22 protein-coding genes are annotated in these 22,827 nt (G+C 53.7%); 15 read left to right on the top strand and 7 right to left on the bottom strand.

The features are described 5' to 3' along the window. Nucleotides 1–76 precede the first annotated feature (76 nt). The 14 genes from ABT58_RS01275 to ABT58_RS01210 all read left to right on the top strand — a co-directional run bounded on the left by ABT58_RS01275 (nt 77) and on the right by ABT58_RS01210 (nt 12,667). The gene (locus tag ABT58_RS01275) at nt 77–466 is read left to right on the top strand and encodes a F0F1 ATP synthase subunit I (protein WP_047872554.1); all 390 of its coding nucleotides are present in this window, start codon (nt 77–79) and stop codon (nt 464–466) included. Between the two features lie 8 nt (nt 467–474). After that, nucleotides 475–1,263 carry a F0F1 ATP synthase subunit A gene (gene atpB / locus ABT58_RS01270; RefSeq protein WP_047872553.1) on the top strand — a complete coding sequence of 263 codons (789 nt, stop codon included), beginning with the start codon at nt 475–477 and terminating at the stop codon, nt 1,261–1,263. 67 nt (nt 1,264–1,330) lie between these two features. After that, a complete protein-coding gene (gene atpE / locus ABT58_RS01265) occupies nt 1,331–1,588 on the top strand; it encodes a F0F1 ATP synthase subunit C (protein ID WP_005302247.1) in 258 nt (85 codons plus the stop codon). Nucleotides 1,589–1,637: 49 nt separating this feature from the next. Further along, on the top strand, nt 1,638–2,108 hold the full coding sequence (gene atpF, locus ABT58_RS01260) for a F0F1 ATP synthase subunit B (protein WP_047872552.1): 471 nt from the start codon (nt 1,638–1,640) through the stop codon (nt 2,106–2,108). Nucleotides 2,109–2,124: 16 nt separating this feature from the next. After that, complete coding sequence (gene atpH / locus ABT58_RS01255) at nt 2,125–2,658, top strand: F0F1 ATP synthase subunit delta (protein WP_047872551.1); 534 nt, start codon at nt 2,125–2,127, stop codon at nt 2,656–2,658. A gap of 16 nt (nt 2,659–2,674) precedes the next feature. Further along, nucleotides 2,675–4,216: a F0F1 ATP synthase subunit alpha gene (atpA, locus tag ABT58_RS01250; protein WP_047872550.1), complete on the top strand. Its 1,542-nt coding sequence runs from the start codon at nt 2,675–2,677 to the stop codon at nt 4,214–4,216. Between the two features lie 44 nt (nt 4,217–4,260). After that, complete coding sequence (gene atpG, locus ABT58_RS01245) at nt 4,261–5,127, top strand: F0F1 ATP synthase subunit gamma (protein WP_047872549.1); 867 nt, start codon at nt 4,261–4,263, stop codon at nt 5,125–5,127. A gap of 32 nt (nt 5,128–5,159) precedes the next feature. Then, on the top strand, nt 5,160–6,566 hold the full coding sequence (atpD, locus tag ABT58_RS01240) for a F0F1 ATP synthase subunit beta (protein WP_047872548.1): 1,407 nt from the start codon (nt 5,160–5,162) through the stop codon (nt 6,564–6,566). Nucleotides 6,567–6,583: 17 nt separating this feature from the next. Then, nucleotides 6,584–7,006, top strand: coding sequence for a F0F1 ATP synthase subunit epsilon (locus ABT58_RS01235; RefSeq protein ID WP_047872547.1), 423 nt, complete (start codon nt 6,584–6,586; stop codon nt 7,004–7,006). 212 nt (nt 7,007–7,218) lie between these two features. Further along, a complete protein-coding gene (glmU, locus tag ABT58_RS01230) occupies nt 7,219–8,580 on the top strand; it encodes a bifunctional UDP-N-acetylglucosamine diphosphorylase/glucosamine-1-phosphate N-acetyltransferase GlmU (RefSeq protein WP_047872546.1) in 1,362 nt (453 codons plus the stop codon). A gap of 218 nt (nt 8,581–8,798) precedes the next feature. Next, entirely contained in the window at nt 8,799–9,566 is a 768-nt protein-coding gene (locus tag ABT58_RS01225) for a DeoR/GlpR family DNA-binding transcription regulator (RefSeq protein WP_047872545.1), read from the top strand. Between the two features lie 17 nt (nt 9,567–9,583). Further along, nucleotides 9,584–11,419 carry a glutamine--fructose-6-phosphate transaminase (isomerizing) gene (gene glmS, locus ABT58_RS01220; RefSeq protein ID WP_047872544.1) on the top strand — a complete coding sequence of 612 codons (1,836 nt, stop codon included), beginning with the start codon at nt 9,584–9,586 and terminating at the stop codon, nt 11,417–11,419. A 284-nt stretch (nt 11,420–11,703) separates the two neighbouring features. Then, entirely contained in the window at nt 11,704–12,081 is a 378-nt protein-coding gene (locus tag ABT58_RS01215; RefSeq protein WP_047872543.1) for a helix-turn-helix transcriptional regulator, read from the top strand. A gap of 226 nt (nt 12,082–12,307) precedes the next feature. Further along, nucleotides 12,308–12,667 carry a helix-turn-helix domain-containing protein gene (locus tag ABT58_RS01210; protein WP_047872542.1) on the top strand — a complete coding sequence of 120 codons (360 nt, stop codon included), beginning with the start codon at nt 12,308–12,310 and terminating at the stop codon, nt 12,665–12,667. 113 nt (nt 12,668–12,780) lie between these two features. On the opposite strand, the gene ilvA is transcribed toward ABT58_RS01210, so the two are convergent. From ilvA to ilvG, 5 genes are all read right to left on the bottom strand, one after another. Beyond that, complete coding sequence (ilvA, locus tag ABT58_RS01205) at nt 12,781–14,346, bottom strand: threonine ammonia-lyase, biosynthetic (RefSeq protein ID WP_047872584.1); 1,566 nt, start codon at nt 14,344–14,346, stop codon at nt 12,781–12,783. 6 nt (nt 14,347–14,352) lie between these two features. After that, entirely contained in the window at nt 14,353–16,194 is a 1,842-nt protein-coding gene (gene ilvD / locus ABT58_RS01200) for a dihydroxy-acid dehydratase (protein WP_047872541.1), read from the bottom strand. A gap of 66 nt (nt 16,195–16,260) precedes the next feature. After that, the gene (gene ilvE / locus ABT58_RS01195; protein WP_047872540.1) at nt 16,261–17,196 is read right to left on the bottom strand and encodes a branched-chain-amino-acid transaminase; all 936 of its coding nucleotides are present in this window, start codon (nt 17,194–17,196) and stop codon (nt 16,261–16,263) included. A 13-nt stretch (nt 17,197–17,209) separates the two neighbouring features. Then, nucleotides 17,210–17,461, bottom strand: a complete 252-nt coding sequence (gene ilvM, locus ABT58_RS01190) for an acetolactate synthase 2 small subunit (RefSeq protein WP_047872539.1) — start codon at nt 17,459–17,461, stop codon at nt 17,210–17,212. Further along, nucleotides 17,461–19,113, bottom strand: coding sequence for an acetolactate synthase 2 catalytic subunit (gene ilvG, locus ABT58_RS01185; protein WP_047872538.1), 1,653 nt, complete (start codon nt 19,111–19,113; stop codon nt 17,461–17,463). The genes ilvM and ilvG overlap by 1 nt, the downstream gene beginning before the upstream one ends. Nucleotides 19,114–19,512: 399 nt before the next feature. Here ilvG and ABT58_RS01180 point away from each other — a divergent pair, with 399 nt between their 5' ends. Continuing rightward, the gene (locus ABT58_RS01180; protein WP_047872537.1) at nt 19,513–21,039 is read left to right on the top strand and encodes a YifB family Mg chelatase-like AAA ATPase; all 1,527 of its coding nucleotides are present in this window, start codon (nt 19,513–19,515) and stop codon (nt 21,037–21,039) included. Between the two features lie 93 nt (nt 21,040–21,132). On the opposite strand, the gene ABT58_RS01175 is transcribed toward ABT58_RS01180, so the two are convergent. Both ABT58_RS01175 and ABT58_RS01170 read right to left on the bottom strand, forming a co-directional pair. Further along, on the bottom strand, nt 21,133–21,735 hold the full coding sequence (locus tag ABT58_RS01175) for a thiol:disulfide interchange protein DsbA/DsbL (protein ID WP_047872536.1): 603 nt from the start codon (nt 21,733–21,735) through the stop codon (nt 21,133–21,135). Between the two features lie 69 nt (nt 21,736–21,804). After that, the gene (locus ABT58_RS01170) at nt 21,805–22,794 is read right to left on the bottom strand and encodes a serine/threonine protein kinase (RefSeq protein WP_047872535.1); all 990 of its coding nucleotides are present in this window, start codon (nt 22,792–22,794) and stop codon (nt 21,805–21,807) included. Nucleotides 22,795–22,827: the final 33 nt, after the last annotated feature.

The raw sequence follows: 22,827 nt of genomic DNA, 5'->3' as shown, positions 1-22,827 counted from the left end.
TCTAATGAGCCGTATAATTTTCGCAGTTTTCCCAGCACGCTGTATGTGCAGAGGAACGGACTCGAGGAACGAATACATGGTATCGGCGCTGGTTAGACCGGGACGCCAATTGGCGAAACGGTTACTGTTGCTACAATCTGGCGTCGTGTTAGCAACGGCCATCATGGCAGCATTTGCTGTCAATGTTGACTGGGGAATCTCTGCATTAATCGGCGGGGGCATTTTTGTAATTGCCAACGCTGCCTTTGCCACCTGTGCGTTTTTGTTCAGCGGTGCCCGCAAGGCCCGGTTGATCATGGCGTCCTTCTTTGGTGGTGAAGTGTTGAAAATCCTCATCACAGTCATCCTGTTTGCCGTTGTTTACCTGTATGTCGAGGTGGAACTTGTTCCCCTCAAACTGACCTATTTGCTGGCTCTCGGTATCAATATCTTTGGGCCGGTTTTATTCATTAACAACAACAAATAGGATGAGTTATGGCTGCGCCAGGTGAAGCGCTAACGCCGTCGGGCTACATTACTCACCACCTGACCAATTTGGCAGTGGGTGATGGTGGCTTTTGGACGGTTCATATTGATAGCCTGATCTTCTCAGCCCTTACCGGTTTACTCTTTCTTTGGGTATTTCGTAAGGCTGCGAAATCAGCGACATCAGGAGTCCCTGGAAAACTACAGTGTTTTGTGGAGATCTTGGTTGAGTTCGTTGACACTAACGTCAAAGACACCTTCCATGGCCGCAACCCGCTGATAGCTCCTCTGGCTCTGACCATTTTCTGCTGGATTTTGCTGATGAACATCATGGACTTAGTGCCAATTGATTTTCTTCCGTATCCTGCAGAGCATTGGCTGGGTATTCCTTATCTTAAGGTCGTACCAACAGCTGATGTCAACATCACCATGGCAATGGCACTGGGCGTTTTCGCATTGATGATTTACTACAGCATCAAAGTGAAAGGCATCGGTGGCTTTGCGAAAGAACTGGCTCTTCACCCGTTCAATCACCCTGTCATGATTCCGTTCAACCTGCTTCTTGAAGTGGTATCGCTACTGGCGAAACCGATTTCACTGGGTATGCGTCTGTTCGGTAACATGTTCGCCGGTGAGGTGGTGTTTATCCTTATTGCGGCATTGATGCCGTGGTGGGCTCAGTGGCTAGGGTCGTTACCGTGGGCAATTTTCCACATCCTGGTCATTACAATTCAAGCGTTCGTGTTTATGATGTTGACTATTGTGTACCTGTCTCAGGCGCATGAAGACAATCATTAACGATTATTTGTAAATTATTCAATTTTTTACTGGCACTTTAGCCGACAACTATAAACTGGAGATAGTGATGGAAACTTTACTAAGCTTTTCTGCAATTGCCGTGGGCATCATTGTAGGTCTTGCTGCACTGGGTACAGCGATCGGTTTCGCCCTTCTTGGTGGTAAGTTCCTTGAAGGTGCTGCACGTCAACCTGAAATGGCGCCAATGCTTCAAGTTAAGATGTTCATCATTGCGGGTCTGCTTGATGCGGTTCCAATGATCGGTATCGTAATCGCTCTACTATTCACATTCGCAAACCCATTCGTTGGCCAGCTAGCTGGTTAATCCATAACAAACGAACGGACCCTAGCAACCCTTTTTAAGGAGATGCGTTGTGAATATGAATGCAACCTTGCTGGGTCAGGCAATCTCTTTCTTCCTGTTTGTGGTGTTCTGCATGAAATATGTATGGCCACCAATCATGGAAGCGATTGAAGAACGTCAGAAGAAAATTGCTGACGGCTTGGCAGCGGCTGATCGCGCTGCCAAAGACCTGAACCTGGCGCAGTCAAATGCTTCTGATCAACTGAAAGAAGCAAAACGTACTGCAACTGAGATCGTCGAGCAAGCCAATAAGCGCAAAGCTCAGATCATCGATGAAGCAAAGGCGGAAGCCCTTGTTGAGCGTGAGAAAATTCTGTCCCAAGGTCTTGCTGAGATCGAAGCAGAACGTAATCGCGCACGTGATGAGCTAAGAAAACAAGTTGCAACTCTGGCTGTGATTGGTGCTGAGAAAATCATTGAGCGTTCTATCGATAAAGATGCGCACGCTGATCTTCTTAACAAAGTCACTGCAGAACTGTAATTAAAGGGGCAAGCACATGTCGGATATGACTACTATCGCACGCCCCTACGCTAAAGCAGCTTTTGACTTTGCGGTTGAGAAAGGTGAGCTGGCCCAATGGGCGGAAATGCTCACCTTTGCTGCCGAAGTAGCGAAAAACGAGACTATCAAGGACATCCTTGATAGCGGTTTCGCTGCGGACAAACTGACCGAAATTTTCGTGTCAGTGTGCGGTGAGCAACTCAACGAATTCGGCCAGAACCTCCTTCGAGTGATGGCTGAAAACGGACGCCTTAAAGCCCTTCCTGCTGTTTGTGACGAGTACCTGCTGCTGAAAAGCGAGTGGGAAAAGACTATCGATGCCACTGTGATCTCTGCGATTGCACTGACCGATAGCCAACTTGACGCGATCAGCGAGAAGCTAGCCAAGCGTCTAGAGCGTAAAGTGAAGCTGAATTGCAGTGTAGACGAGACCCTGATTGCTGGGGTTGTAATTAGAGCTGGAGACTTGGTCATCGATAACTCAGTACGCGGCAAACTAGACCGCCTGAGCGATACTTTGCAGTCTTGATTTGGGGAATTGGAGCATGCAACTTAATTCCACGGAAATTAGCGCACTGATCAAACAGCGTATTGAAAACTTCAACGTTGTAAGTGAAGCGCGTAACGAAGGTACTATCATCTCTGTGAGTGACGGTATCATTCGTATCCATGGCCTTGCTGATGTAATGCAAGGTGAAATGATTGAACTACCTGGTGGCCGTTTTGCACTGGCACTGAACCTTGAGCGTGACTCGGTCGGTGCGGTTGTGATGGGCCCTTATGCTGACCTTCAGGAAGGCATGAAAGTAACAGGTACTGGCCGTATCCTTGAAGTACCAGTAGGTAAAGCCCTGCTTGGTCGTGTGGTGAACACACTGGGTGAGCCAATCGATGGTAAAGGTCCAATCGAGGCTGAGACATTCTCGCCTGTAGAAGTGATTGCACCGGGTGTTATCGACCGTAAATCGGTTGATCAGCCTGTACAGACAGGCTACAAAGCCGTTGACTCAATGATCCCAATCGGCCGTGGCCAGCGTGAGCTGATCATCGGTGACCGTCAGATCGGTAAAACGGCGATGGCGATCGATGCCATCATCAACCAGAAAAATTCAGGTATCTACTCTGTTTACGTAGCAATCGGCCAGAAAGCGTCGACCATTGCTAACGTTGTGCGCAAGCTAGAAGAGCACGGTGCCCTGTCTAATACTATCGTTGTTGTTGCGTCTGCCTCTGAAGCGGCTGCCCTGCAGTACCTAGCGCCATACTCTGGCTGTGCAATGGGTGAGTACTTCCGTGACCGTGGTGAAGATGCCCTGATCGTGTACGATGACCTGTCTAAGCAGGCTGTTGCTTACCGTCAGATCTCTCTACTGCTACGTCGTCCGCCAGGCCGTGAAGCTTTCCCGGGTGACGTTTTCTACCTCCACTCTCGCCTTCTAGAGCGTGCAGCACGTGTTAGCGAACACTACGTAGAGAAGTTCACCAACGGTGAAGTGAAAGGCCGTACAGGCTCACTGACTGCGCTTCCGATTATCGAAACGCAAGCGGGTGACGTATCGGCATTCGTACCGACCAACGTTATCTCTATCACAGATGGCCAGATCTTCCTGCAAACAGAACTGTTCAACGCCGGTATTCGTCCAGCGGTTGACCCAGGTATCTCTGTATCGCGTGTAGGTGGTGCGGCACAAACCAAGATCATCAAGAAACTGTCTGGCGGTATCCGTACGGCTCTTGCACAGTACCGTGAACTGGCGGCGTTTGCCCAGTTCTCGTCTGACCTTGATGAAGCAACTAAGAAGCAGCTGAATCACGGTCAGAAAGTGACTGAGCTGATGAAGCAGAAGCAATACGCGCCAATGTCTGTGTTTGAGCAGGCGGTGGTGATTTTTGCGGCTGAAAAAGGCTACTTGAACGACGTTGAGCTGACTAAGCTGGCGGACTTCGAAGCTGCGTTGCTTTCATACGCCAAAGGTCAATTTGCTGAGCTAGTGTCTCAGATTGATGAAACGGGTGCTTGGAATGATGAAATCGAAGCTCAGTTCGTGAAACTGGTTGAAGATTTCAAAGCGACCCAGACTTGGTAATTGGTTGGTGATCGCGTGCGATCACCCACTAACGGAGAGTAACGATGGCCGGCGCAAAAGAGATTCGTAACAAGATCGGTAGTGTGAAAAACACACAGAAGATCACCAAAGCAATGGAAATGGTGGCTGCATCGAAAATGCGTAAAACGCAAGATGCCATGGAGTCATCCCGTCCATATGCACAAACTATGCGCAAAGTGATCGGTCATATCGCCCTTGGTAGCCTTGAGTATAAGCACCCTTATCTCGAGGAGCGTGAAGCCAAGCGCGTGGGTTACATCATTGTTTCTACCGACCGTGGCCTGTGTGGTGGCTTGAACATTAACTTGTTCAAACAAGCTATCCACGACATTCAGGACTGGTCTGATAAAGGTGCAGACATTGACTTGGCGCTGATCGGCTCCAAGGCAACGGCATTCTTTAACAGCTACGGCGGCAACGTGGCCGCGCAGGTTTCTGGCCTGGGCGACAAACCGACAGTCGATGAACTGATCGGTACCGTTGGCGTGATGCTGAAGAAATATGATGAAGGCCAACTGGATCGCCTTTACCTGGTGTACAACAAGTTTGTGAACACCATGGTACAGGAACCAGTGATTGATCAATTGCTGCCTTTGCCTAAGTCAGAAGACGAAGACATGCAGCGTAGCCATGCTTGGGACTATATTTATGAGCCTGAGCCAAAAGCACTGCTAGATACCCTATTGGTTCGTTATGTCGAATCACAGGTCTACCAGGGCGTAGTCGAGAACCTGGCAAGTGAACAGGCCGCTCGAATGGTCGCGATGAAAGCGGCAACCGACAATGCAGGGAATCTGATTGATGATCTGCAACTGGTGTACAACAAAGCCCGTCAGGCGGCGATTACACAAGAGTTGTCAGAGATTGTTTCAGGTGCCGCAGCTGTTTAAGGCAAAGAATTAATAAGTTTAGAGGATTAACGATGGCTACAGGTAAGATCGTAGAGATCATCGGTGCGGTAGTCGACGTAGAGTTTCCGCAGGACTCTGTACCACAGGTATACGACGCCCTACACGTTGATGCAAAAGAGAACGGTACCCTCGTTCTTGAAGTACAGCAGCAGCTAGGTGGCGGTGTTGTACGTGGTATCGCAATGGGTAGTTCTGAAGGTCTACGTCGTGGTTTGTCTGTTGAAAACACAGGCCGCCCAATTGAAGTGCCAGTGGGTACGGCAACACTAGGACGTATCATGAACGTTCTGGGCCACCCAATTGATGAGTGTGGTGAGATTGGCGAGCAAGAGCGCTACGCGATTCACCGTGCAGCACCAAGCTACGAAGATCAATCCAACACAACCGAAATGCTTGAAACAGGCGTGAAGGTTATCGACTTGATTTGTCCATTCGCCAAGGGTGGTAAAATCGGTCTGTTCGGTGGTGCGGGTGTAGGTAAGACCGTTAACATGATGGAGCTTATCAACAACATCGCAATCCAGCACTCAGGTCTGTCAGTATTTGCCGGTGTTGGTGAGCGTACTCGTGAAGGTAACGACTTCTACTTTGAAATGCAGGAAGCGGGCGTTGTAAACGTTGAGAAGCCTGAAGAATCAAAAGTAGCAATGGTTTACGGCCAGATGAACGAGCCACCGGGCAACCGTCTACGTGTGGCACTGACTGGTCTGACTATCGCTGAGAAGTTCCGTGACGAAGGCCGTGACGTACTGCTGTTCATCGATAACATCTACCGTTACACCCTTGCGGGTACGGAAGTATCTGCCCTGCTTGGCCGTATGCCATCAGCGGTAGGTTACCAGCCAACTCTGGCTGAAGAGATGGGTGTACTGCAGGAGCGTATCACGTCAACCAAGAGTGGTTCTATCACATCTGTACAGGCGGTTTACGTCCCTGCGGATGACTTGACTGACCCATCACCGGCGACCACGTTCGCCCACTTGGATGCAACGGTTGTACTGTCTCGTCAAATCGCTTCTTTGGGTCTATACCCAGCGATCGACCCACTGGATTCAACATCACGTATGCTTGATCCATTGGTGGTTGGTCAGGAGCACTACGAGATCGCTCACGGTGTTCAGAGCAACCTACAGCGCTATAAAGAGCTGAAAGACATCATCGCAATCCTGGGTATGGACGAGCTGTCAGAAGATGACAAGCTGGCTGTATCTCGTGCGCGTAAGATCGAACGTTTCCTTACTCAGCCTTACCACGTAGCAGAAGTATTTACAGGTCAGCCAGGTATTTACGTACCGCTGAAAGATACGCTACGTAGTTTCAAGGGTCTTCTAGCTGGCGAATACGACGATATCCCAGAGCAGGCATTCATGTACTGCGGCGCGATTGAAGAAGTATTGGAAAAAGCCAAGACGCTATAAGCTAAGTAGGAGGCGATATGGCAGCGATAACCTTCCATCTGGACGTTGTTAGCGCAGAGAAAAGTCTGTTCTCTGGTCGTGCGGCAAACATTCAGGTGACCGGTAGCGAAGGTGAACTGGGTATTCACGCAGGTCACACCCCGCTGCTGACCGCTATCACGCCGGGCATGGTCCGCATCGTGAAACAGAATGGCGACGAAGAGGTGATTTACCTTTCCGGCGGCATGCTGGAAGTGCAGCCAAGTGCGGTGACCGTACTGGCTGACACGGCGATTCGTGGTCAGGATCTGGATGCGGCGAAAGCGGAAGAAGCAAAACGCCAGGCTGAGGAGCGAATCCACAATCAGCACGGTGATATCGACTTTGCCCAGGCAGCCAGTGATCTGGCGAAGGCCATTGCTCAGCTTCGTGTTATCGAGCTGACTAAAAAAGCCCGCTAATTCGGCAGACGATGTAAAAAAGCGACCCTCGGGTCGCTTTTTTTATCCGCTTTTTTTGAGATGAAAAGCATGTCATAGTAGCGAATATGCGAAAGTGGCATACTCTTGCTGAGATAAGAAAAAAACAACGTTTTTTCTTAACCCACTTGCTGCAAGTCGATACAATGCGGAAAGTGATGACTTTAAATATGCACCAAGAGGAATAGGTGATTATGAGCTTCAGTGCTGTGATCTTGGCGGCGGGTAAGGGAACCCGCATGTACTCTAATCTGCCAAAGGTATTACACACCTTGGCCGGTAAGCCGATGGCAAAACACGTGATTGATACCTGTGTCGGTCTCGGTGCCAACAACGTACACCTGGTTTATGGCCACGGTGGCGATCAAATGCAAGCGGTACTGGCGGATGAGCCGGTACAGTGGGTGTTGCAGGCAGAGCAGCTGGGTACCGGTCATGCGGTGAATCAAGCGTGTCCAGCGCTGGCTGACGATGAGAAAGTCCTGATCCTGTACGGTGATGTGCCGCTGATCAGCGCAGAAACGCTGGAAAACCTGTTGGATGCGCAACCGGCGGGCGGTATTGCCCTGCTGACCGTGGTCCTGGACGATCCAACGGGCTACGGCCGTATCGTGCGTCGCAATGGCCCGGTGGTGGCGATTGTGGAGCAAAAAGATGCCAGCGAAGAGCAGAAGCTGATCAAAGAAATCAACACCGGTGTGATGGTGGCCAATGGTGGCGATTTGAAACGCTGGTTGTCGTCGCTGAAAAACGACAACGCGCAGGGCGAATACTACCTGACCGACATCATTGAAATCGCGCACAACGAAGGTCGTGCGGTGGAAGCGGTGCACCCGGTGCGTGCGATTGAAGTGGAAGGCGTAAACAACCGTATTCAGCTGGCGAAGCTGGAGCGTGCTTTCCAGGCCATGCAGGCTGAGCGTCTGTTGGAACAAGGCGTGATGCTGCGTGATCCGGCACGTTTTGATTTACGCGGTGAGCTGCAGTGCGGTACCGACGTTGAGATTGACGTGAACGTGATCATCGAAGGCAGCGTGTCGCTGGGTAACAACGTGGTGATTGGTGCCGGTTGTGTACTGAAAGACTGTGAAATCGATGACAATACTATTGTGCGTCCTTACAGCGTGATTGAAGGGGCGACCGTGGGTGAAGACTGTACGGTGGGGCCATTCAGCCGCTTGCGTCCTGGCGCTGAGCTGTTGAACGATGCGCACGTGGGTAACTTCGTGGAAGTGAAACAGGCGCGTTTGGGCCAAGGCTCTAAAGCCAACCACCTGACGTACCTGGGTGATGCGGAAATTGGCGCGCGCGTGAACATCGGTGCCGGTACCATCACCTGTAACTACGACGGTGCCAATAAGTTCAAGACCGTGATCGGTGATGACGTGTTTGTCGGCTCTGATACCCAATTGATCGCGCCGGTGAACGTGGCCAAAGGCGCCACTATTGGTGCGGGCGCGACGATTAACCGTGATATCGGTGAAGGCGAGTTAGTGATCACTCGCGCACCAGCCCGTACCATCAAAGGCTGGAAACGTCCGGTGAAGCAGAAGTAATTCTGACTGACCGCAACATCTCAAGGCAAGGGGCAACCCTTGCCTTTGTTGTTTCTGGCGAACCATTTTCCGAGTGCCGAGTCTCCCTCCTTTCTTGCCACTTTCTGGCTAACCTCTTCTTTCGTCTAAAAAATTAATTGTGCGGGCTTGATCGCAAAAGTTTTGCTCTGCTAACATAACTTTCATATCGAAACTTATAGCTATCAGTTCGTAATTACATGTCCAAGAGAAATACCCAACAACGTCGCCATTCGATCCTGGCGATGGTCAATGAGCAGGGCGAAGTCAGTGTGGATTCACTGGCCAAACACTTTGCGACCTCCGAGGTGACCATCCGTAAAGATCTGGCTGCACTTGAAAAAAATGGCCTGTTGCTGCGCCGCTACGGTGGCGCGGTGGCGATCCCGACTGAAATGGTCAGTGAAGTGGAAGAACAGGTTTCGGTTCGTAAGTTAGCGATCGCCAAAGCGGCCGCTGCCCGGATCCGTGACCATAACCGCATCATCATTGACAGTGGCAGCACCACTGCCGCGTTGTTGAGCCTGCTGGGCGACAAACACGGGCTGGTGGTGATGACCAATTCATTGAACATCGCCAATGCGCTCAATGAGTTGGAAAACGAGCCTACCCTGCTGATGACCGGCGGTACCTGGGATCCCCATTCCGAAGCCTTTCAGGGCCAGGTGGCGGAATCGGTACTGCGCTCGTATGACTTCGATCAACTTTTTATCGGTGCTGATGGCATAGATACCGATCGAGGGACTACAACTTTTAATGAGCTGGTCGGTTTGAGTCGCGTTATGGCAGAGGTCGCTCGTGAGGTTGTGGTGATGGTGGAGTCCACCAAGGTTGGACGTAAGATCCCGAACCTGGAGTTGCCGTGGGACAGTATCAATACCCTGATCACCGATGACGGGTTGGACATGGTTGCGAAACAACAGATTGAACAACATGGCGTGCAAGTGATTTGCGCGACAGACGCATAATTTAGGAGTGAACAACTATGTGTGGGATCGTGGGTGCGGTAGCGCAGCGTGATGTGGCAGAGATTTTGATCGAAGGCTTACGCCGTTTGGAATACCGAGGCTATGACTCGGCCGGTGTGGCAGTGGTGGATCCACAGGGCCATCTGCAGCGTGTCCGTCGTCTTGGCAAAGTCCAAGAGCTGGCAGACGCGGTCGACGCTTCCCCGTTGGTGGGCGGCACCGGTATTGCGCATACCCGTTGGGCGACGCACGGCGAGCCGTCAGAAGCTAACGCCCATCCCCACATGTCCGGTGAACACATTGCGCTGGTACACAACGGCATTATTGAAAACCATGAAGTGCTGCGTGATCTGCTGGTGGGCCGAGGCTACACCTTCACCTCACAAACCGATACCGAAGTGATTGCTCACTTAGTGGAGTGGGAATTGCGCACTTCCGCGACCCTGCTGGAAGCCGTGCAGAAAACCGTGGCGCAGCTGGAAGGTGCATACGGCACTGTGGTCATGGATCGCCGTGACCCGGAACGCGTGGTCGTCGCCCGCTCTGGCAGCCCGTTAGTGATTGGCTTGGGTGTGGGAGAAAACTTCCTCGCCTCTGATCAGCTGGCGCTGTTGAACGTCACTCGCCGTTTCATGTTCCTGGAAGAAGGTGACGTGGCCGAAATTACCCGTCGTTCAGTGAATGTGTTTGATGCGACCGGTGAAGCGGTCGTGCGTGAGGTGCATGAATCGAACCTGCAGCAGGATGCGGCTGACAAAGGTCAGTACCGTCACTACATGCAAAAAGAAATCTATGAGCAGCCAAGCGCGTTGATCAACACCATGGAAGGCCGTATCAGCAACGGCTCTGTGGTGGTAGAAAGCATCGGCAGCGGTGCGAAGGATATTCTGGAGAACGTTGAGCACGTGCAAATTGTCGCGTGTGGTACGTCGTACAATGCCGGTATGGTGGCACGTTACTGGTTTGAAGCCATGGCCGGTGTCAGCTGTGATGTGGAAATCGCCTCAGAGTTCCGTTACCGCCCGTTCGTGACCCGTCCGAACAGTTTGTTGATCACCCTGTCGCAATCCGGTGAAACCGCCGATACGTTAGCGGCGTTGCGTCTGGCCAAAGAGAAAGGCTACATGTCCGCGATGACGGTGTGTAACGTGGCAGGCTCTTCTTTGGTGCGTGAATCGGATCTGGCATTCATGACCCGTGCCGGCACGGAAATTGGTGTGGCCTCCACCAAAGCCTTCACCACTCAGCTGGTGGCCTTGCTGATGTTCGTGACCGCTTTGGGGAAAGAAAAAGGCACCATTGATCGCGCCAAAGAGCAGCAGATCGTGGATGCGTTGCATGCCCTGCCGACCCAAATCGAAAAAGCGCTGGCGTTTGACAAGCCGATTGAGCAACTGGCCGAAGACTTTGCCGATAAGCACCATGCTTTGTTCCTGGGCCGTGGCGAGTTCTACCCGATTGCGGTGGAAGCGTCTCTGAAGCTGAAAGAGATTTCGTACATTCATGCCGAAGCGTATGCGGCGGGTGAGCTGAAACACGGTCCGTTGGCGCTGATTGATGCTGACATGCCGGTGATTGTGGTGGCCCCGACCAATGACTTGCTGGAAAAACTGAAGTCCAACATTGAAGAAGTGCGCGCCCGTGGCGGCCTGCTGTATGTGTTTGCTGATAGCGAAGCCGGTTTTGAAGCGTGCGAAGGCATGAAGATCATCACCATGCCACGAGTGGATGAGGTGATTGCCCCGATCTTCTACACCGTGCCGATGCAGTTGCTGTCCTACCATGTTGCCCTGATCAAAGGGACCGATGTGGATCAGCCGCGTAACCTGGCCAAAGCGGTGACGGTGGAATAAACCGTCTCATATCGTGAAGAAGCACCCTGCGGGGTGCTTTTTTTATGCCGCGAGTGCGGGGAGCCGACTATTCTCTAGACAGGCTTGTCTGCGCTTTTTGCGAAATGGGAATGGGCGGGTAAGTCGTGACGATATGCAACTCATTATACAACAGCCATGTTGACGTTAATGGCTAACGTTCTGTTTTGTTAGTGTTTTATAGATTGGCGGCAAGTTGGCTTATGTTGTGCATCCTAGTAATGAAAGTTAGGCATTATTCATTATGCGGTAACAGGAGGTGTGACATGACAGATCCGAAAGCGAAGATAGCGGCACGCATTAAAGAAGCCCGGGAATGGAAAGGGCTGACACAGGTCCATATGGCGCAGCAACTGAAAGTGGCCCGGCAGACTTACCTGGACTTGGAAACCGGCAAAACCGAGCCGAAAGTGCGTGTGCTGTCTGAAATCTCGGAGATCACTGAGCGGCCACTGACCTGGTTTGTGTATGGCGATGAAGGCATTGAGATCTTGGAAAGTGAATACAAGGAAGAGATCGATCGCTTGCTGCAGTATTTCAGTCGCCTGCCCCACTCCGCGCGCAATGTGATTTTGCAGCAAAGCATTAATCTGGCTGGCTTTATGGCTGAATACACGCGGGCGCTGACACAGCGTGACAAATAAGTGCGTGTATTGTGCCTAAGAGATCAGCACGCTGTGTTATGAATGTTAGACATGTGGTTTTACCGGGTGTCTGGTTAATCAGGCATGAGTCTTTGCGGGTCACGTTTTTCAGGATTATCGGTCGTTTCTGCCCTTATCTGTAGCGATACTGAGTCACTTGTCATTATGACGTGCGGCCTGTTTTTGTCTGGAGTCAGGCTCAGTACACGTGTTCAAGGGGTACAAAATGGACACCATCAAAATGCAGATCGCGCAACGGATCAAGGCGGCTCGCGAAGCAAAAGGGATCTCGCAAGTCGCGATGGCCAAGCAGTTAGACATTGCCCGGCAGACATATCTGGATCTGGAATCCGGTAAAACCGAGCCTCGGGTGACGACCCTGCTTAGCATTGCCATCCTGACGCAACGTCCGTTCGCGTGGTTTATCGGCGAGCAGATCTCACCGTTACCGCAGGGGGAATGGCAGGATGACATACAGGCATTGCCACGCTTGTATGCTCAGCTACCGGTGCCGCTGCGTCGCCAGCTGGCACAGAGTCATGTGATGCAGCTGCAGGCGTGCGTGCATTATATGACGGAGCAGTGAGCCTCCTCGCCTGCGTTATCCCGTGCGATCCCGGTGTTGGCTGTGATCATGACAACGCCTCTCCCAGGTACAAAAATCGTTGTATCAGGGAGAGGCGTTGTTGTTTCTATGGCTTATTGCGCGAGGAAGAAACGGTAGGCCGGGTTATTGGTCTCGTCTTTCCAGCGGTAGCCCAGCTCGCGCAGGTGGCTGGTGAAAGACAACAGATCGGCCTCTTCCAGTTCAAACCCACACAACACTCGGCCATAATCCGCGCCGTGGTTACGGTAGTTAAACAGGCTGATGTTCCAGCGCGTGCCCAGCGTGTTGAGGAACTTGATCAGCGCGCCCGGGTATTCCGGAAACTCAAAACTGTACAACCGCTCCTTTAACGGTTTGGACGGCCGGCCGCCAATCATGTAACGCACATGCACTTTGGCCATCTCATCATCAGACAAATCCACTACCGGATAACCGCCTTTACGCAGATCGGCAATGATGCTGTCTAATTCTTCCTGCCCTTGCAGCAAACGCACCCCGACAAACACATTGGCCAGTTGGGCATCGCTGTAGCGGTAGTTGAACTCGGTGACCGCCCGGCCGCCGAGGATGTGGCAGAAATTAAGAAAGGCGCCCGGTTGCTCCGGCACGGTCACCGCCAGCAGCCCTTCTCGCTTCTCGCCCAACTCACAGCGTTCCGACACATAGCGCAGACCATGGAAGTTGAGGTTGGCACCGGACAAAATCGCTGCCAGCTGTTTATCGTGCAGCTGTTGTTGGTCGACATACTTTTTCAGGCCGGCCAGCGACAGCGCCCCGGAAGGCTCTGCAATCGCGCGGGTATCTTCAAAAATGTCTTTCACCGCCGAACAGATCTCATCACTGCTGACGGTGATGGAATCGTCCAAGTACTGCTGGCACAGACGGAAGGTCTCTTCGCCAATGCGTTTGACCGCCACGCCATCGGCAAACATGCCGACCTGCCCCAGTGTGACCGGCTCGCCCGCATCCAGTGCGGCGCGCAGACAGGCCGAATCTTCCGCTTCGACCCCGATCACCTTGATATTAGGCATCAGTTGCTTGATCAGCACCGCCACGCCCGCCGCCAAGCCACCGCCGCCCACCGGCACAAAGATGTAATCCAAGTGGCCATTTTGCTGGACCAACTCGACCCCGATGGTGCCTTGACCGGCGATCACGGCCGGGTGATCAAACGGCGGAATAAAGGTGTAGCCATGTTCATGAGCCAGTTGTTCGGCATGGCCTTTGGCTTCGTCAAAGTTGCTGCCGTGCAACACCACTTTGCCGCCAAAACTGCGCACCGCATCGACTTTGATATCCGGCGTGGTGCGGGGCATAACGATAGTGGCGCTGACGCCCAGTTGCTGGCCCGACAGGGCTAACCCTTGGGCATGGTTACCGGCAGACGCCGCAATGACGCCGGCCTGGCGTTGTGCTTCGGTTAGCTGGGCCATCATGTTGTAGGCGCCGCGCAGTTTGAACGAATGGACCGGCTGGCGATCTTCGCGCTTGAGCTGGATCTGATTACCCATGCGGGCCGTCAGCCGTTTCATGGGCTGCAACGGGGTGATTTGGGCTACTTCATACACCGGAGCCCGTAAAATCTCCCGTAAATAGGCCGCCCCGTCGGGGGCGGTATCGGTCTGAGAGTCGGTGGTTGGTTGGGGGGCGTTACTCATCATGGCTTATCCTTCCAACTTCGATTTGTCGCGCACAGCCCCTTTGTCGGCGCTGGTGGCCAGGTTGGCATAAGCGCGCAGGGCAAACGAGACCTGACGTTGGCGATCCAGCGGTTTCCAGCCGCGTTGATCGGCTGCAGTACGGCGGGTAGCCAAGGTCGCTTCATCGACCTGTAGATCAATGGTGCGGTTCGGGATATCAATCGCGATGGTATCGCCGTTTTCAATCAAGCCGATGGTGCCGCCGTTAGCCGCTTCCGGTGAGACGTGGCCAATGGACAGGCCACTGGTGCCGCCGGAGAAGCGACCATCGGTGATCAGGGCGCATTCTTTGCCCAGCCCCATCGATTTAAGGTAGGTGGTTGGGTACAGCATTTCCTGCATGCCCGGTCCGCCTTTGGGTCCTTCATAGCGGATCACCACCACATCACCGGCTTTGACTTTGCCCCCCAGAATGCCTTCTACCGCCGTTTCCTGGCTTTCAAATACCACGGCCGGGCCGGTAAAGGTCAGGCAGCTTGCATCGACGCCCGCTGTTTTAACGATACAGCCGTCCAGCGCCATGTTGCCGGACAGCACGGCCAGACCGCCGTCTTGGCTGAAGGCGTGTTCCTGGCGACGGATACAGCCGTTTTCACGGTCATCATCGAGGGTGTCCCAGCGGCAGCTTTGTGAGAACGCTTGGGTGGTACGGATCCCGGCCGGCCCCGCGCGGAAGAAATCTTTGATGGCGTCAGAGTCGGTTTGCATGATGTCGTACTGCTTGAAGCTGTCGGCAAACTGCTCGCCCAACACGTTATAACAGGTGTTGTGGAACAGGCCGGCGCGATCGAGTTCGGCCAAAATGCCGTAGACCCCACCCGCGCGGTGGACATCTTCCATGTGATATTTCTGGGTCGATGGGGCCACTTTACACAGGTGCGGCACCTGACGGGACATGCGGTCGATGTCGGTCATGGTGAAATCGACCTCCCCTTCCTGTGCGGCCGCCAGCAGGTGCAGGACGGTATTGGTGGAGCCGCCCATGGCAATATCCAGCGCCATGGCATTTTCAAAGGCTTGCTTGTTGGCGATATTACGCGGCAAGACACTGGCATCGTCCTGCTCATAGTAGCGCTTGGTCAGCTCGACAATGCGACGACCGGCGTTCAAGAACAGCTGCTCACGATCGGCGTGGGTGGCCAGCATCGAGCCGTTACCCGGCTGGCTAAGGCCAAGTGCTTCAGTTAAGCAGTTCATGGAGTTGGCGGTGAACATGCCGGAGCAGGATCCACAGGTTGGGCAGGCAGAGCGTTCGATCTGCTCACTTTGTTCGTCAGAAACCGTTGGATCGGCGCCTTGGATCATCGCATCGACCAGATCCAGCTTAAGGATCTGATCCGACAGTTTGGTTTTCCCTGCTTCCATCGGGCCGCCAGAGACAAAGATCACCGGAATATTGAGGCGCAAGGAAGCCATCAGCATTCCGGGGGTGATTTTGTCACAGTTGGAGATACACACCATGGCATCGGCACAGTGGGCATTGACCATGTATTCGACCGAGTCCGCGATCAGCTCGCGGGACGGCAGCGAATAGAGCATGCCGCCATGGCCCATGGCAATGCCGTCATCCACGGCAATGGTGTTGAATTCTTTAGCAATACCGCCTGCCGCTTCAATCTCTCGCGCCACCAGTTGGCCGAGATCTTTGAGGTGGACATGGCCGGGAACGAATTGGGTGAACGAGTTCACCACGGCAATAATGGGCTTGCCGAAATCTTCATCTTTCACGCCGGTGGCACGCCACAGAGCGCGGGCACCGGCCATGTTACGGCCGTGGGTGGTGGTGGCAGAGCGGTACTTAGGCATAACTACAATCCTTTTGCTGTATGACATGGCCCGCCGTTATAGGTGTGGCGGGCTGTCGAGTATTCATTACTTGTCGGTTGGGTAAACGTAATCCAACCAGCCCCACTTATCCTCGGTGGTGCCGTTGAACAGGCCGAAATAGGCGTCTTGCAACACTTGGGTGATTGGGCCGCGCTTGCCTTCACCCACGGTGATTTGATCCACACTGCGTACCGGCACGATTTCAGCGGCGGTGCCGGTCATGAAGATTTCATCGGCCAGATACAGGGCTTCACGGGCGATGTTTTCTTCACGGACTTCATAGCCGCGCTCTTTGGCCAATATCATGATGGTGTCGCGGGTGATCCCCGGCAAAATGGCGCTGGTGGTTGGCGGGGTATAGAGAATGCCTTTGCTGATCACAAACAGGTTCTCGCCGGCACCTTCAGACAGATAACCGTCAACGCTCAGGGCGATCCCTTCGGCATAACCATGACGGCGCGCTTCGCCGCCCACCAGTAATGATGACAAATAGTTACCCCCGGCTTTGGCGGCGGTCGGGATGGTGTTGGGTGCAGCGCGGTGCCAGCTGGAAATCATCGCATCCACGCCGCTTTCCAGCGCTTCTTCACCGAGGTACGAGCCCCACGGGAAGGCCGCCATAATCAGTTCCATTTCCGTGCCGACCGGCGGGCACACGCCTAAGCCCACATTGCCGACATAGGCCAACGGACGGATATACGCTGATTCCAATTGGTTGACGCGCAGGGTTTCGCGACAGATCTCCATCAGGGCATCAGAGGTGTAAGGGATCGGAAAGCGATAAATCTTGGCGGAGTTTTTCAGGCGATCCATGTGCTCTTTGTGGCGGAAAACGGCCGGACCTTTCGGGGTGTTGTAGCAGCGGATCCCTTCAAACACCGAGGTCCCGTAATGCATTGCATGGGTGAGGACGTGAACGTTGGCCTCAGCCCAAGGCACCATCTCACCGTTAAACCAAATATAATCCGCAGTATTTGCCATTGTTGTTCCTTCCTTAAAAACGAGTCTGCTCAACGAGCGTGGTTTCGACAGTGCGAATATCCCAAAGCTTCTCAATTTGGTTTATCAGCGTGGTGATAGGACGATCGCTGTCGACAAGTATTTCGATACTGGCGATTTTGCTCTCGTGGTTTTGGGTCGCAGTCACTTGCTTGATCACAAAACCCCGGTGACGGATCACGCGCAGGATCCGCTCTAGTAATACTGGTTTATCATCAGCCTTGATGTCGAGTAAATATCTATCCATTAGGTATTCTCCAGCATGTCTTGGTTGGCGGCGCCCGGCGGAACCAGCGGCCACACATTGTCTTCTTCGGCGATCAGTACATGCAGCAGATACGGGGTCTTGCTGGCCAGCATCGTTTCTAAGGCTGGCTGTACTTCTTCTTTACGGGTGATGGTCTGGCCCGGAATATCAAAAGCCTTGGCCAGCATGACAAAATCCGGGTTGTCATCGAGGATGGTTTCGCTGTGGCGGCCATCAAAGAACAGCGACTGCCACTGGCGCACCATGCCCAAACGCTGGTTATTGATGAGGACCATCTTGACCGGGATCTGGCGGCGCTTCAGGGTCGCCAGCTCTTGCACATTCATCATGAAAGAGCCATCACCGGAGATCAGAATGGACTCGTCATCCGGCCGTGCCACTTTGGCGCCCATGGCCGCCGGCAGGCCAAAGCCCATGGTGCCCAGACCCGCAGAGGTGATGTAGTTTTGCGGCGCGCGGGGCTGGATGTGTTGAGCGGCCCACATTTGGTGCTGGCCTACATCGGTGGATACCATCGCACTGTCCGGCATCATGTCGGACAACTGCTTCATGAGCAGCGGCGCATAGATCAGCTCACCCGGATGGTCGTAACGCCATTTGAATTGCTGGCGCAACTGTTCGCTGTAGTGCACCCAATCGGCGATATCCTGACTGAGTTCTAGTTGCGGCAGGATGACATTGATATCGCCGCGCAGTGGCGCATGGGCATGACGCAGCTTATTAAACTCCGCTGCATCGATGTCTAAATGGATGACTTTGGCATGAGGCGCAAAGGTGTCGAGTTTACCGGTCACGCGGTCATCAAAACGGGCGCCGACCACGATCAACAAGTCACATTCCTGCACGATCAGGTTGGCCGCTTTGGTGCCGTGCATGCCCAGCATGCCTAAATAGTGTGGATCGTGGCGGGCAATGGTGCCGAGCCCTTTCAGGGTGCTGACCGAAGGCATCGGGTTCATGGTCAGGAATTGACGGACGGTGTCGGTGGCATGGGCCAGTTGCACGCCGCCGCCCACATACAAGACCGGACGCTGACTGGCTGACAGCAAGGCTTGGGCGTCACGGATTTGTGTCTCGGTCACGGTTGGGATCGCCGGTGGCGTGATAGGCGTGACGATGCGATCGGTTTCCGGCACTTGGGCCAGCTGCACATCTTTGGCGATATCGACAATCACCGGACCCGGACGGCCACTTTTGGCGACCACAAAGGCTTCGGCCAAGGTCGGTGCCAGTTCGTGGATGTCGGTGACTAAGTAGCTGTGTTTGGTACAGGCCAGTGACATGCCGATCACGTCCATTTCCTGAAAGGCATCGGTACCGATATGGGAGCTGGCTACCTGGCCGGTGATCGCCACCAGCGGGACGGAATCCAGAAAGGCGTCAGCAAGGCCGGTGACGAGGTTGGTGGCACCCGGTCCGGAAGTGGCCATGCACACGGCGACGTCTTGCGTGGCGCGTGCCATGCCGATGGCGGCCATCGCGGCCCCTTGTTCATGGCGACATAAAATGTGCTCGACCCCGCCGTCATATAAGGCGTCGTAGATCGGCATAATGGCTCCGCCCGGATAGCCAAAAATGGTGGTGATACCCTGCTGATGCAGCGCGGCTACGACTAACTCTGCTCCCGTCATCGCTGCTCTCCCTGTTCCGTGGTTGCGACATGCTTGATGGTTTCTGGTTTAAAACGTGTTTAAAAAAAAGCCCCCGAGCCTAGTGGCTGCGGGGGCTGATTTGCGTGCGTGTTGTTCGTTACGATTTTCCGCCTGCTCGCCCCCCTCGCGGCAGAATAATCACCACGATGACGTTGAGAATGAGAATAAGAGTGCTGGCGGTAAATCGCATTGACTGTCTGTCCGGTTTTTTGTGTTTATACGTTGTGTTCACTAAGTGGTAACACAGAGGTTGCTCACATGACAAGCAAAAAGTATAAATTATTTCCCATCTTCGCTGCATAAATAGTCTATAGGTGAAACTTATTTTAAGTAATTCATTAACTTATTTGATGAAAGTGTTATCAGGATGGAGGCGTCATGAACCTAGCTATCGTTCACAGTCGTGCGTGTGTCGGGGTGGAAGCGCCCGCCGTGACGGTTGAGGTACATATCAGTAACGGGATGCCGGCTCTGGCCTTGGTGGGCCTGCCGGAAACCAGTGTGAAAGAGGCCAAAGATCGGGTGCGCAGCGCCATTGTGAATGCCGGTTTTGAGTTTCCCTCGCGTCGGATCACGGTCAATTTGGCACCGGCGGATCTGCCCAAAGAAGGCGGCCGGTTTGACTTGCCTATCGCACTGGGGATTTTAGCGGCATCGGAACAAATACCGATGGAAGTGCTTAATAGTTATGAGTTTTTAGGTGAGCTGGCTCTGTCGGGAGAACTGCGTCCGGTCAAGGGTGCATTACCGGCGGCACTGGCGGCCAAACAGGCCAAACGGTGCTTGGTGGTGCCCGATGATAACGGCGATCAGGTGGCTCTGGTGGGAAGGGATTTACACAAGTCGGCCCCTTCGTTGTTGGCGGTGTGTGCCCACCTGCATGGGCAAACCGCATTGGGGTTAACCCTGTCGCCGCCGAGCGTAGCGGAAACGACTGGGAATGAGCGAGATATGCAGGATATTATCGGTCAGCAACAAGGTAAGCGGGCGCTGGAAATCGCTGCTGCCGGTGGCCACAATTTGCTGTTTCTCGGCCCGCCCGGTACCGGAAAAACCATGCTGGCTTCGCGCTTGCGGGATTTGTTGCCGGAGATGAGTATTGAAGAAGCCTTGCAAACGGCGGCCGTGGCGTCGTTAACGCCGCAGCGTATTCATGAAGGCAACTGGCGACAACGCCCGTTTCGCACGCCGCACCACTCCAGCTCGATGGCCGCCTTGGTAGGCGGCGGCTCGGTACCGCGTCCGGGGGAGATCTCCCTGTCACACAACGGCATTCTCTTTTTGGATGAAATGCCGGAATTTGAGCGTAAAGTGCTGGATTCTCTACGCGAACCGCTGGAATCCGGTGAGATCGTGATCTCGCGTGCCACCAGCAAAACCACCTTCCCGGCTCGTTTTCAGCTTATTGGCGCGCTCAACCCCAGTCCGACCGGTTATTACGAAGGGAACCAGTCGCGTACAAACCCGCAGGCCATTTTGCGCTACCTCAGCCGCTTGTCCGGTCCGTTGTTAGATCGCTTTGATATGTCGATTGAGATCCCTGCTCTGCCCCGAGGCACACTGGCAGAAGGCGGCGATCGCGGCGAGCCCAGCGCGGTGATCCGCCGGCGGGTGCATACTGCCCGGGATACCATGTTAAGCCGGGCGGGCAAGGTCAATGCTTTGTTGTCGACCCGCGAGCTGGACAGCCACTGTGCCTTGGCACGCAGCGATGCGGAATTTTTGGAAAGTGCGCTGCACCAGCTCGGGCTGTCGATTCGGGCTTATCACCGGATCATCAAAGTGGCCCGCACCATTGCCGATTTGGCTGGCAGCGCCCAGATAGAGCGAGGGCATTTAGCCGAAGCCTTGGGGTATCGTGCGATGGACAGGTTACTGCGTCAGCTGACGGCGCAAACCGTGTGAGAGTGATGAGACGGATGAGCGCGCCGTGAAGCCGGTAAACGACAGACAATAAAAAAGGGCCGAACGGCCCTTTTTTGTTCCTGAGAGGCAGGATTATTTGGTCAGCAGGAAGTTCACCAACTGGAAGTACTCGTCCGCCGAGCGGATCTTGCCGGTCTGTACCACATACTTGTTGTTCACCACAACGGCAGGGACACCGGTCAGATCGCTGTCCTGGAACGCTTTGTTGTAACGGTTCACCATAGAGTTCACTGCAAAGCTGTTGAAAGCACCGTCAAAGTCTTCCGCTTTTACGCCTTCGTCAATGAAGATCTGACGCAGCTCGGCATCGTTACGTGGCGGCTTTTGCATGTCATGGATACGGGCAAACAGCACAGGGGTGATTTTGTCTTCCACACCCAATACGACGGCTGTCGCGTACGCCTTACTCATGGACTCACCCATGCTGCCACCCATGAAAGAGACGTGGTTTTTCTGGAACTTGGCGTTGTCCGGCAGGGTTTTCTTCAGCTCCTGGATCATCGGCTCAAAACGGTTACAGGCCGGGCAGTAGAACGAGTAAAACTCTGTCACCAGTGGGCTGCTGGATTTCGGCAGATCCAACACTTTGTAGTGATCGCCTTCTTTGAACTGAGCCGCCTGAACAGAGACAGAAAACAGGATTGCGCTGAGCAGAACGAAAAACTTTTTAAACATGTCGCGAGTTACTCCCTTAAAAAGGATTGAAATAACGGGGTTACTTATCCATTGATATTATAGGTATTATTACCATTGTGGCATCAGTTGCAACGTTGGCTCCTGAAGGGCCGCCAGTTGCTCTTTGAAGGCCAGCACCTGCCCTTCCCAATACTTGGCGTCGGCAAACCAAGGAAAAGCCTGAGGGAACGCGGGATCTTCCCAGCGTCGGGCCAGCCATGCCATGTAATGTACCATTCTAAGACCGCGCAAAGGCTCAATGAGTTTCAATTCACGTGGGTCGAAATCTGAAAATTCGTTATATGCGTCCAAAATTGTGTCTAACTGAGCCAGTTGATCGGCACGCTCACCGTTAAGTAGCATCCACAAATCCTGTACCGCCGGCCCGTTACGTGCATCATCCAAATCGACAAACAGCGGGCTGTCACGCCATAAAATATTACCCGGGTGGCAATCGCCGTGCAGACGTACCGGTGTCCAGTCAGTCTGCCAGTGTTGGCTCAGCTCACCGATCAGCGTGTCGAGATCGGCAAAAAAGGCGTGCTTTAAGTGATCCGGGATCAAGTCGGTGTTTTCCAGCACCTGACGTGGCTGATGCAGGTATTCGTCCAGTCCCATGGTCGGGCGGTGGGTAAAGGCCTGTTGCTTGCCGACCTGATGAATGCGGCCCAAGTAGCGGCCGACCCACTCCAGTTGATCAAAATTGTCTACTTCAAACTGGCGTCCGCCCAGACTCGGGAACAGGGCAAAACGGTGACCGTTGAAGTGGTGCAACGTCTGGCCATTGAGAGCGATGGGCGCCGCGACCGGAATATCTTGCTCGGCCAAGGCTAAAGTGAACTGGTGCTCTTCCGCGATCTGCTCATCAGTCCAACGCTGTGGGCGGTAGAATTTGGTGACATAGCGGGCACCGTCTTCGGCGGTGAACTGGTACACCCGGTTTTCGTAACTGTTAAGCGCCAGCAGGCCGGACTCGGCACGAATACCGGTACTGTCGAGGGCATCCAAAAGCTGATCGGGGCCGAGATCAGCAAAACTAAACCCGTTCTGTGCTGTCATGAAGCAACTTCCGCAAGGTAAACAAAGAATGTG

The sequence above is a fragment of the Photobacterium aphoticum genome (genome assembly GCF_001029435.1).
Taxonomy (GTDB): Bacteria; Pseudomonadota; Gammaproteobacteria; order Enterobacterales; family Vibrionaceae; genus Photobacterium; species Photobacterium aphoticum.
Note: the sequence above shows the minus strand (reverse complement) of the source record. Positions and strands in the feature narration are given on the sequence as shown.

Excerpts from the sequence above, each read along its gene's own strand:
- ABT58_RS01275 (WP_047872554.1), top strand. The coding sequence starts at position 77 with ATGGTATCGGCGCTGGTTAGACCGGGACGCCAATTGGCGAAACGGTTA.
- atpB (WP_047872553.1), top strand. The coding sequence starts at position 475 with ATGGCTGCGCCAGGTGAAGCGCTAACGCCGTCGGGCTACATTACTCAC.
- atpE (WP_005302247.1), top strand. The coding sequence starts at position 1,331 with ATGGAAACTTTACTAAGCTTTTCTGCAATTGCCGTGGGCATCATTGTA.
- atpH (WP_047872551.1), top strand. The coding sequence starts at position 2,125 with ATGTCGGATATGACTACTATCGCACGCCCCTACGCTAAAGCAGCTTTT.
- atpA (WP_047872550.1), top strand. The coding sequence starts at position 2,675 with ATGCAACTTAATTCCACGGAAATTAGCGCACTGATCAAACAGCGTATT.
- atpG (WP_047872549.1), top strand. The coding sequence starts at position 4,261 with ATGGCCGGCGCAAAAGAGATTCGTAACAAGATCGGTAGTGTGAAAAAC.
- atpD (WP_047872548.1), top strand. The coding sequence starts at position 5,160 with ATGGCTACAGGTAAGATCGTAGAGATCATCGGTGCGGTAGTCGACGTA.
- ABT58_RS01235 (WP_047872547.1), top strand. The coding sequence starts at position 6,584 with ATGGCAGCGATAACCTTCCATCTGGACGTTGTTAGCGCAGAGAAAAGT.
- glmU (WP_047872546.1), top strand. The coding sequence starts at position 7,219 with ATGAGCTTCAGTGCTGTGATCTTGGCGGCGGGTAAGGGAACCCGCATG.
- ABT58_RS01225 (WP_047872545.1), top strand. The coding sequence starts at position 8,799 with ATGTCCAAGAGAAATACCCAACAACGTCGCCATTCGATCCTGGCGATG.
- glmS (WP_047872544.1), top strand. The coding sequence starts at position 9,584 with ATGTGTGGGATCGTGGGTGCGGTAGCGCAGCGTGATGTGGCAGAGATT.
- ABT58_RS01215 (WP_047872543.1), top strand. The coding sequence starts at position 11,704 with ATGACAGATCCGAAAGCGAAGATAGCGGCACGCATTAAAGAAGCCCGG.
- ABT58_RS01210 (WP_047872542.1), top strand. The coding sequence starts at position 12,308 with ATGGACACCATCAAAATGCAGATCGCGCAACGGATCAAGGCGGCTCGC.
- ilvA (WP_047872584.1), bottom strand. The coding sequence starts at position 14,346 with ATGAGTAACGCCCCCCAACCAACCACCGACTCTCAGACCGATACCGCC.
- ilvD (WP_047872541.1), bottom strand. The coding sequence starts at position 16,194 with ATGCCTAAGTACCGCTCTGCCACCACCACCCACGGCCGTAACATGGCC.
- ilvE (WP_047872540.1), bottom strand. The coding sequence starts at position 17,196 with ATGGCAAATACTGCGGATTATATTTGGTTTAACGGTGAGATGGTGCCT.
- ilvM (WP_047872539.1), bottom strand. The coding sequence starts at position 17,461 with ATGGATAGATATTTACTCGACATCAAGGCTGATGATAAACCAGTATTA.
- ilvG (WP_047872538.1), bottom strand. The coding sequence starts at position 19,113 with ATGACGGGAGCAGAGTTAGTCGTAGCCGCGCTGCATCAGCAGGGTATC.
- ABT58_RS01180 (WP_047872537.1), top strand. The coding sequence starts at position 19,513 with ATGAACCTAGCTATCGTTCACAGTCGTGCGTGTGTCGGGGTGGAAGCG.
- ABT58_RS01175 (WP_047872536.1), bottom strand. The coding sequence starts at position 21,735 with ATGTTTAAAAAGTTTTTCGTTCTGCTCAGCGCAATCCTGTTTTCTGTC.
- ABT58_RS01170 (WP_047872535.1), bottom strand. The coding sequence starts at position 22,794 with ATGACAGCACAGAACGGGTTTAGTTTTGCTGATCTCGGCCCCGATCAG.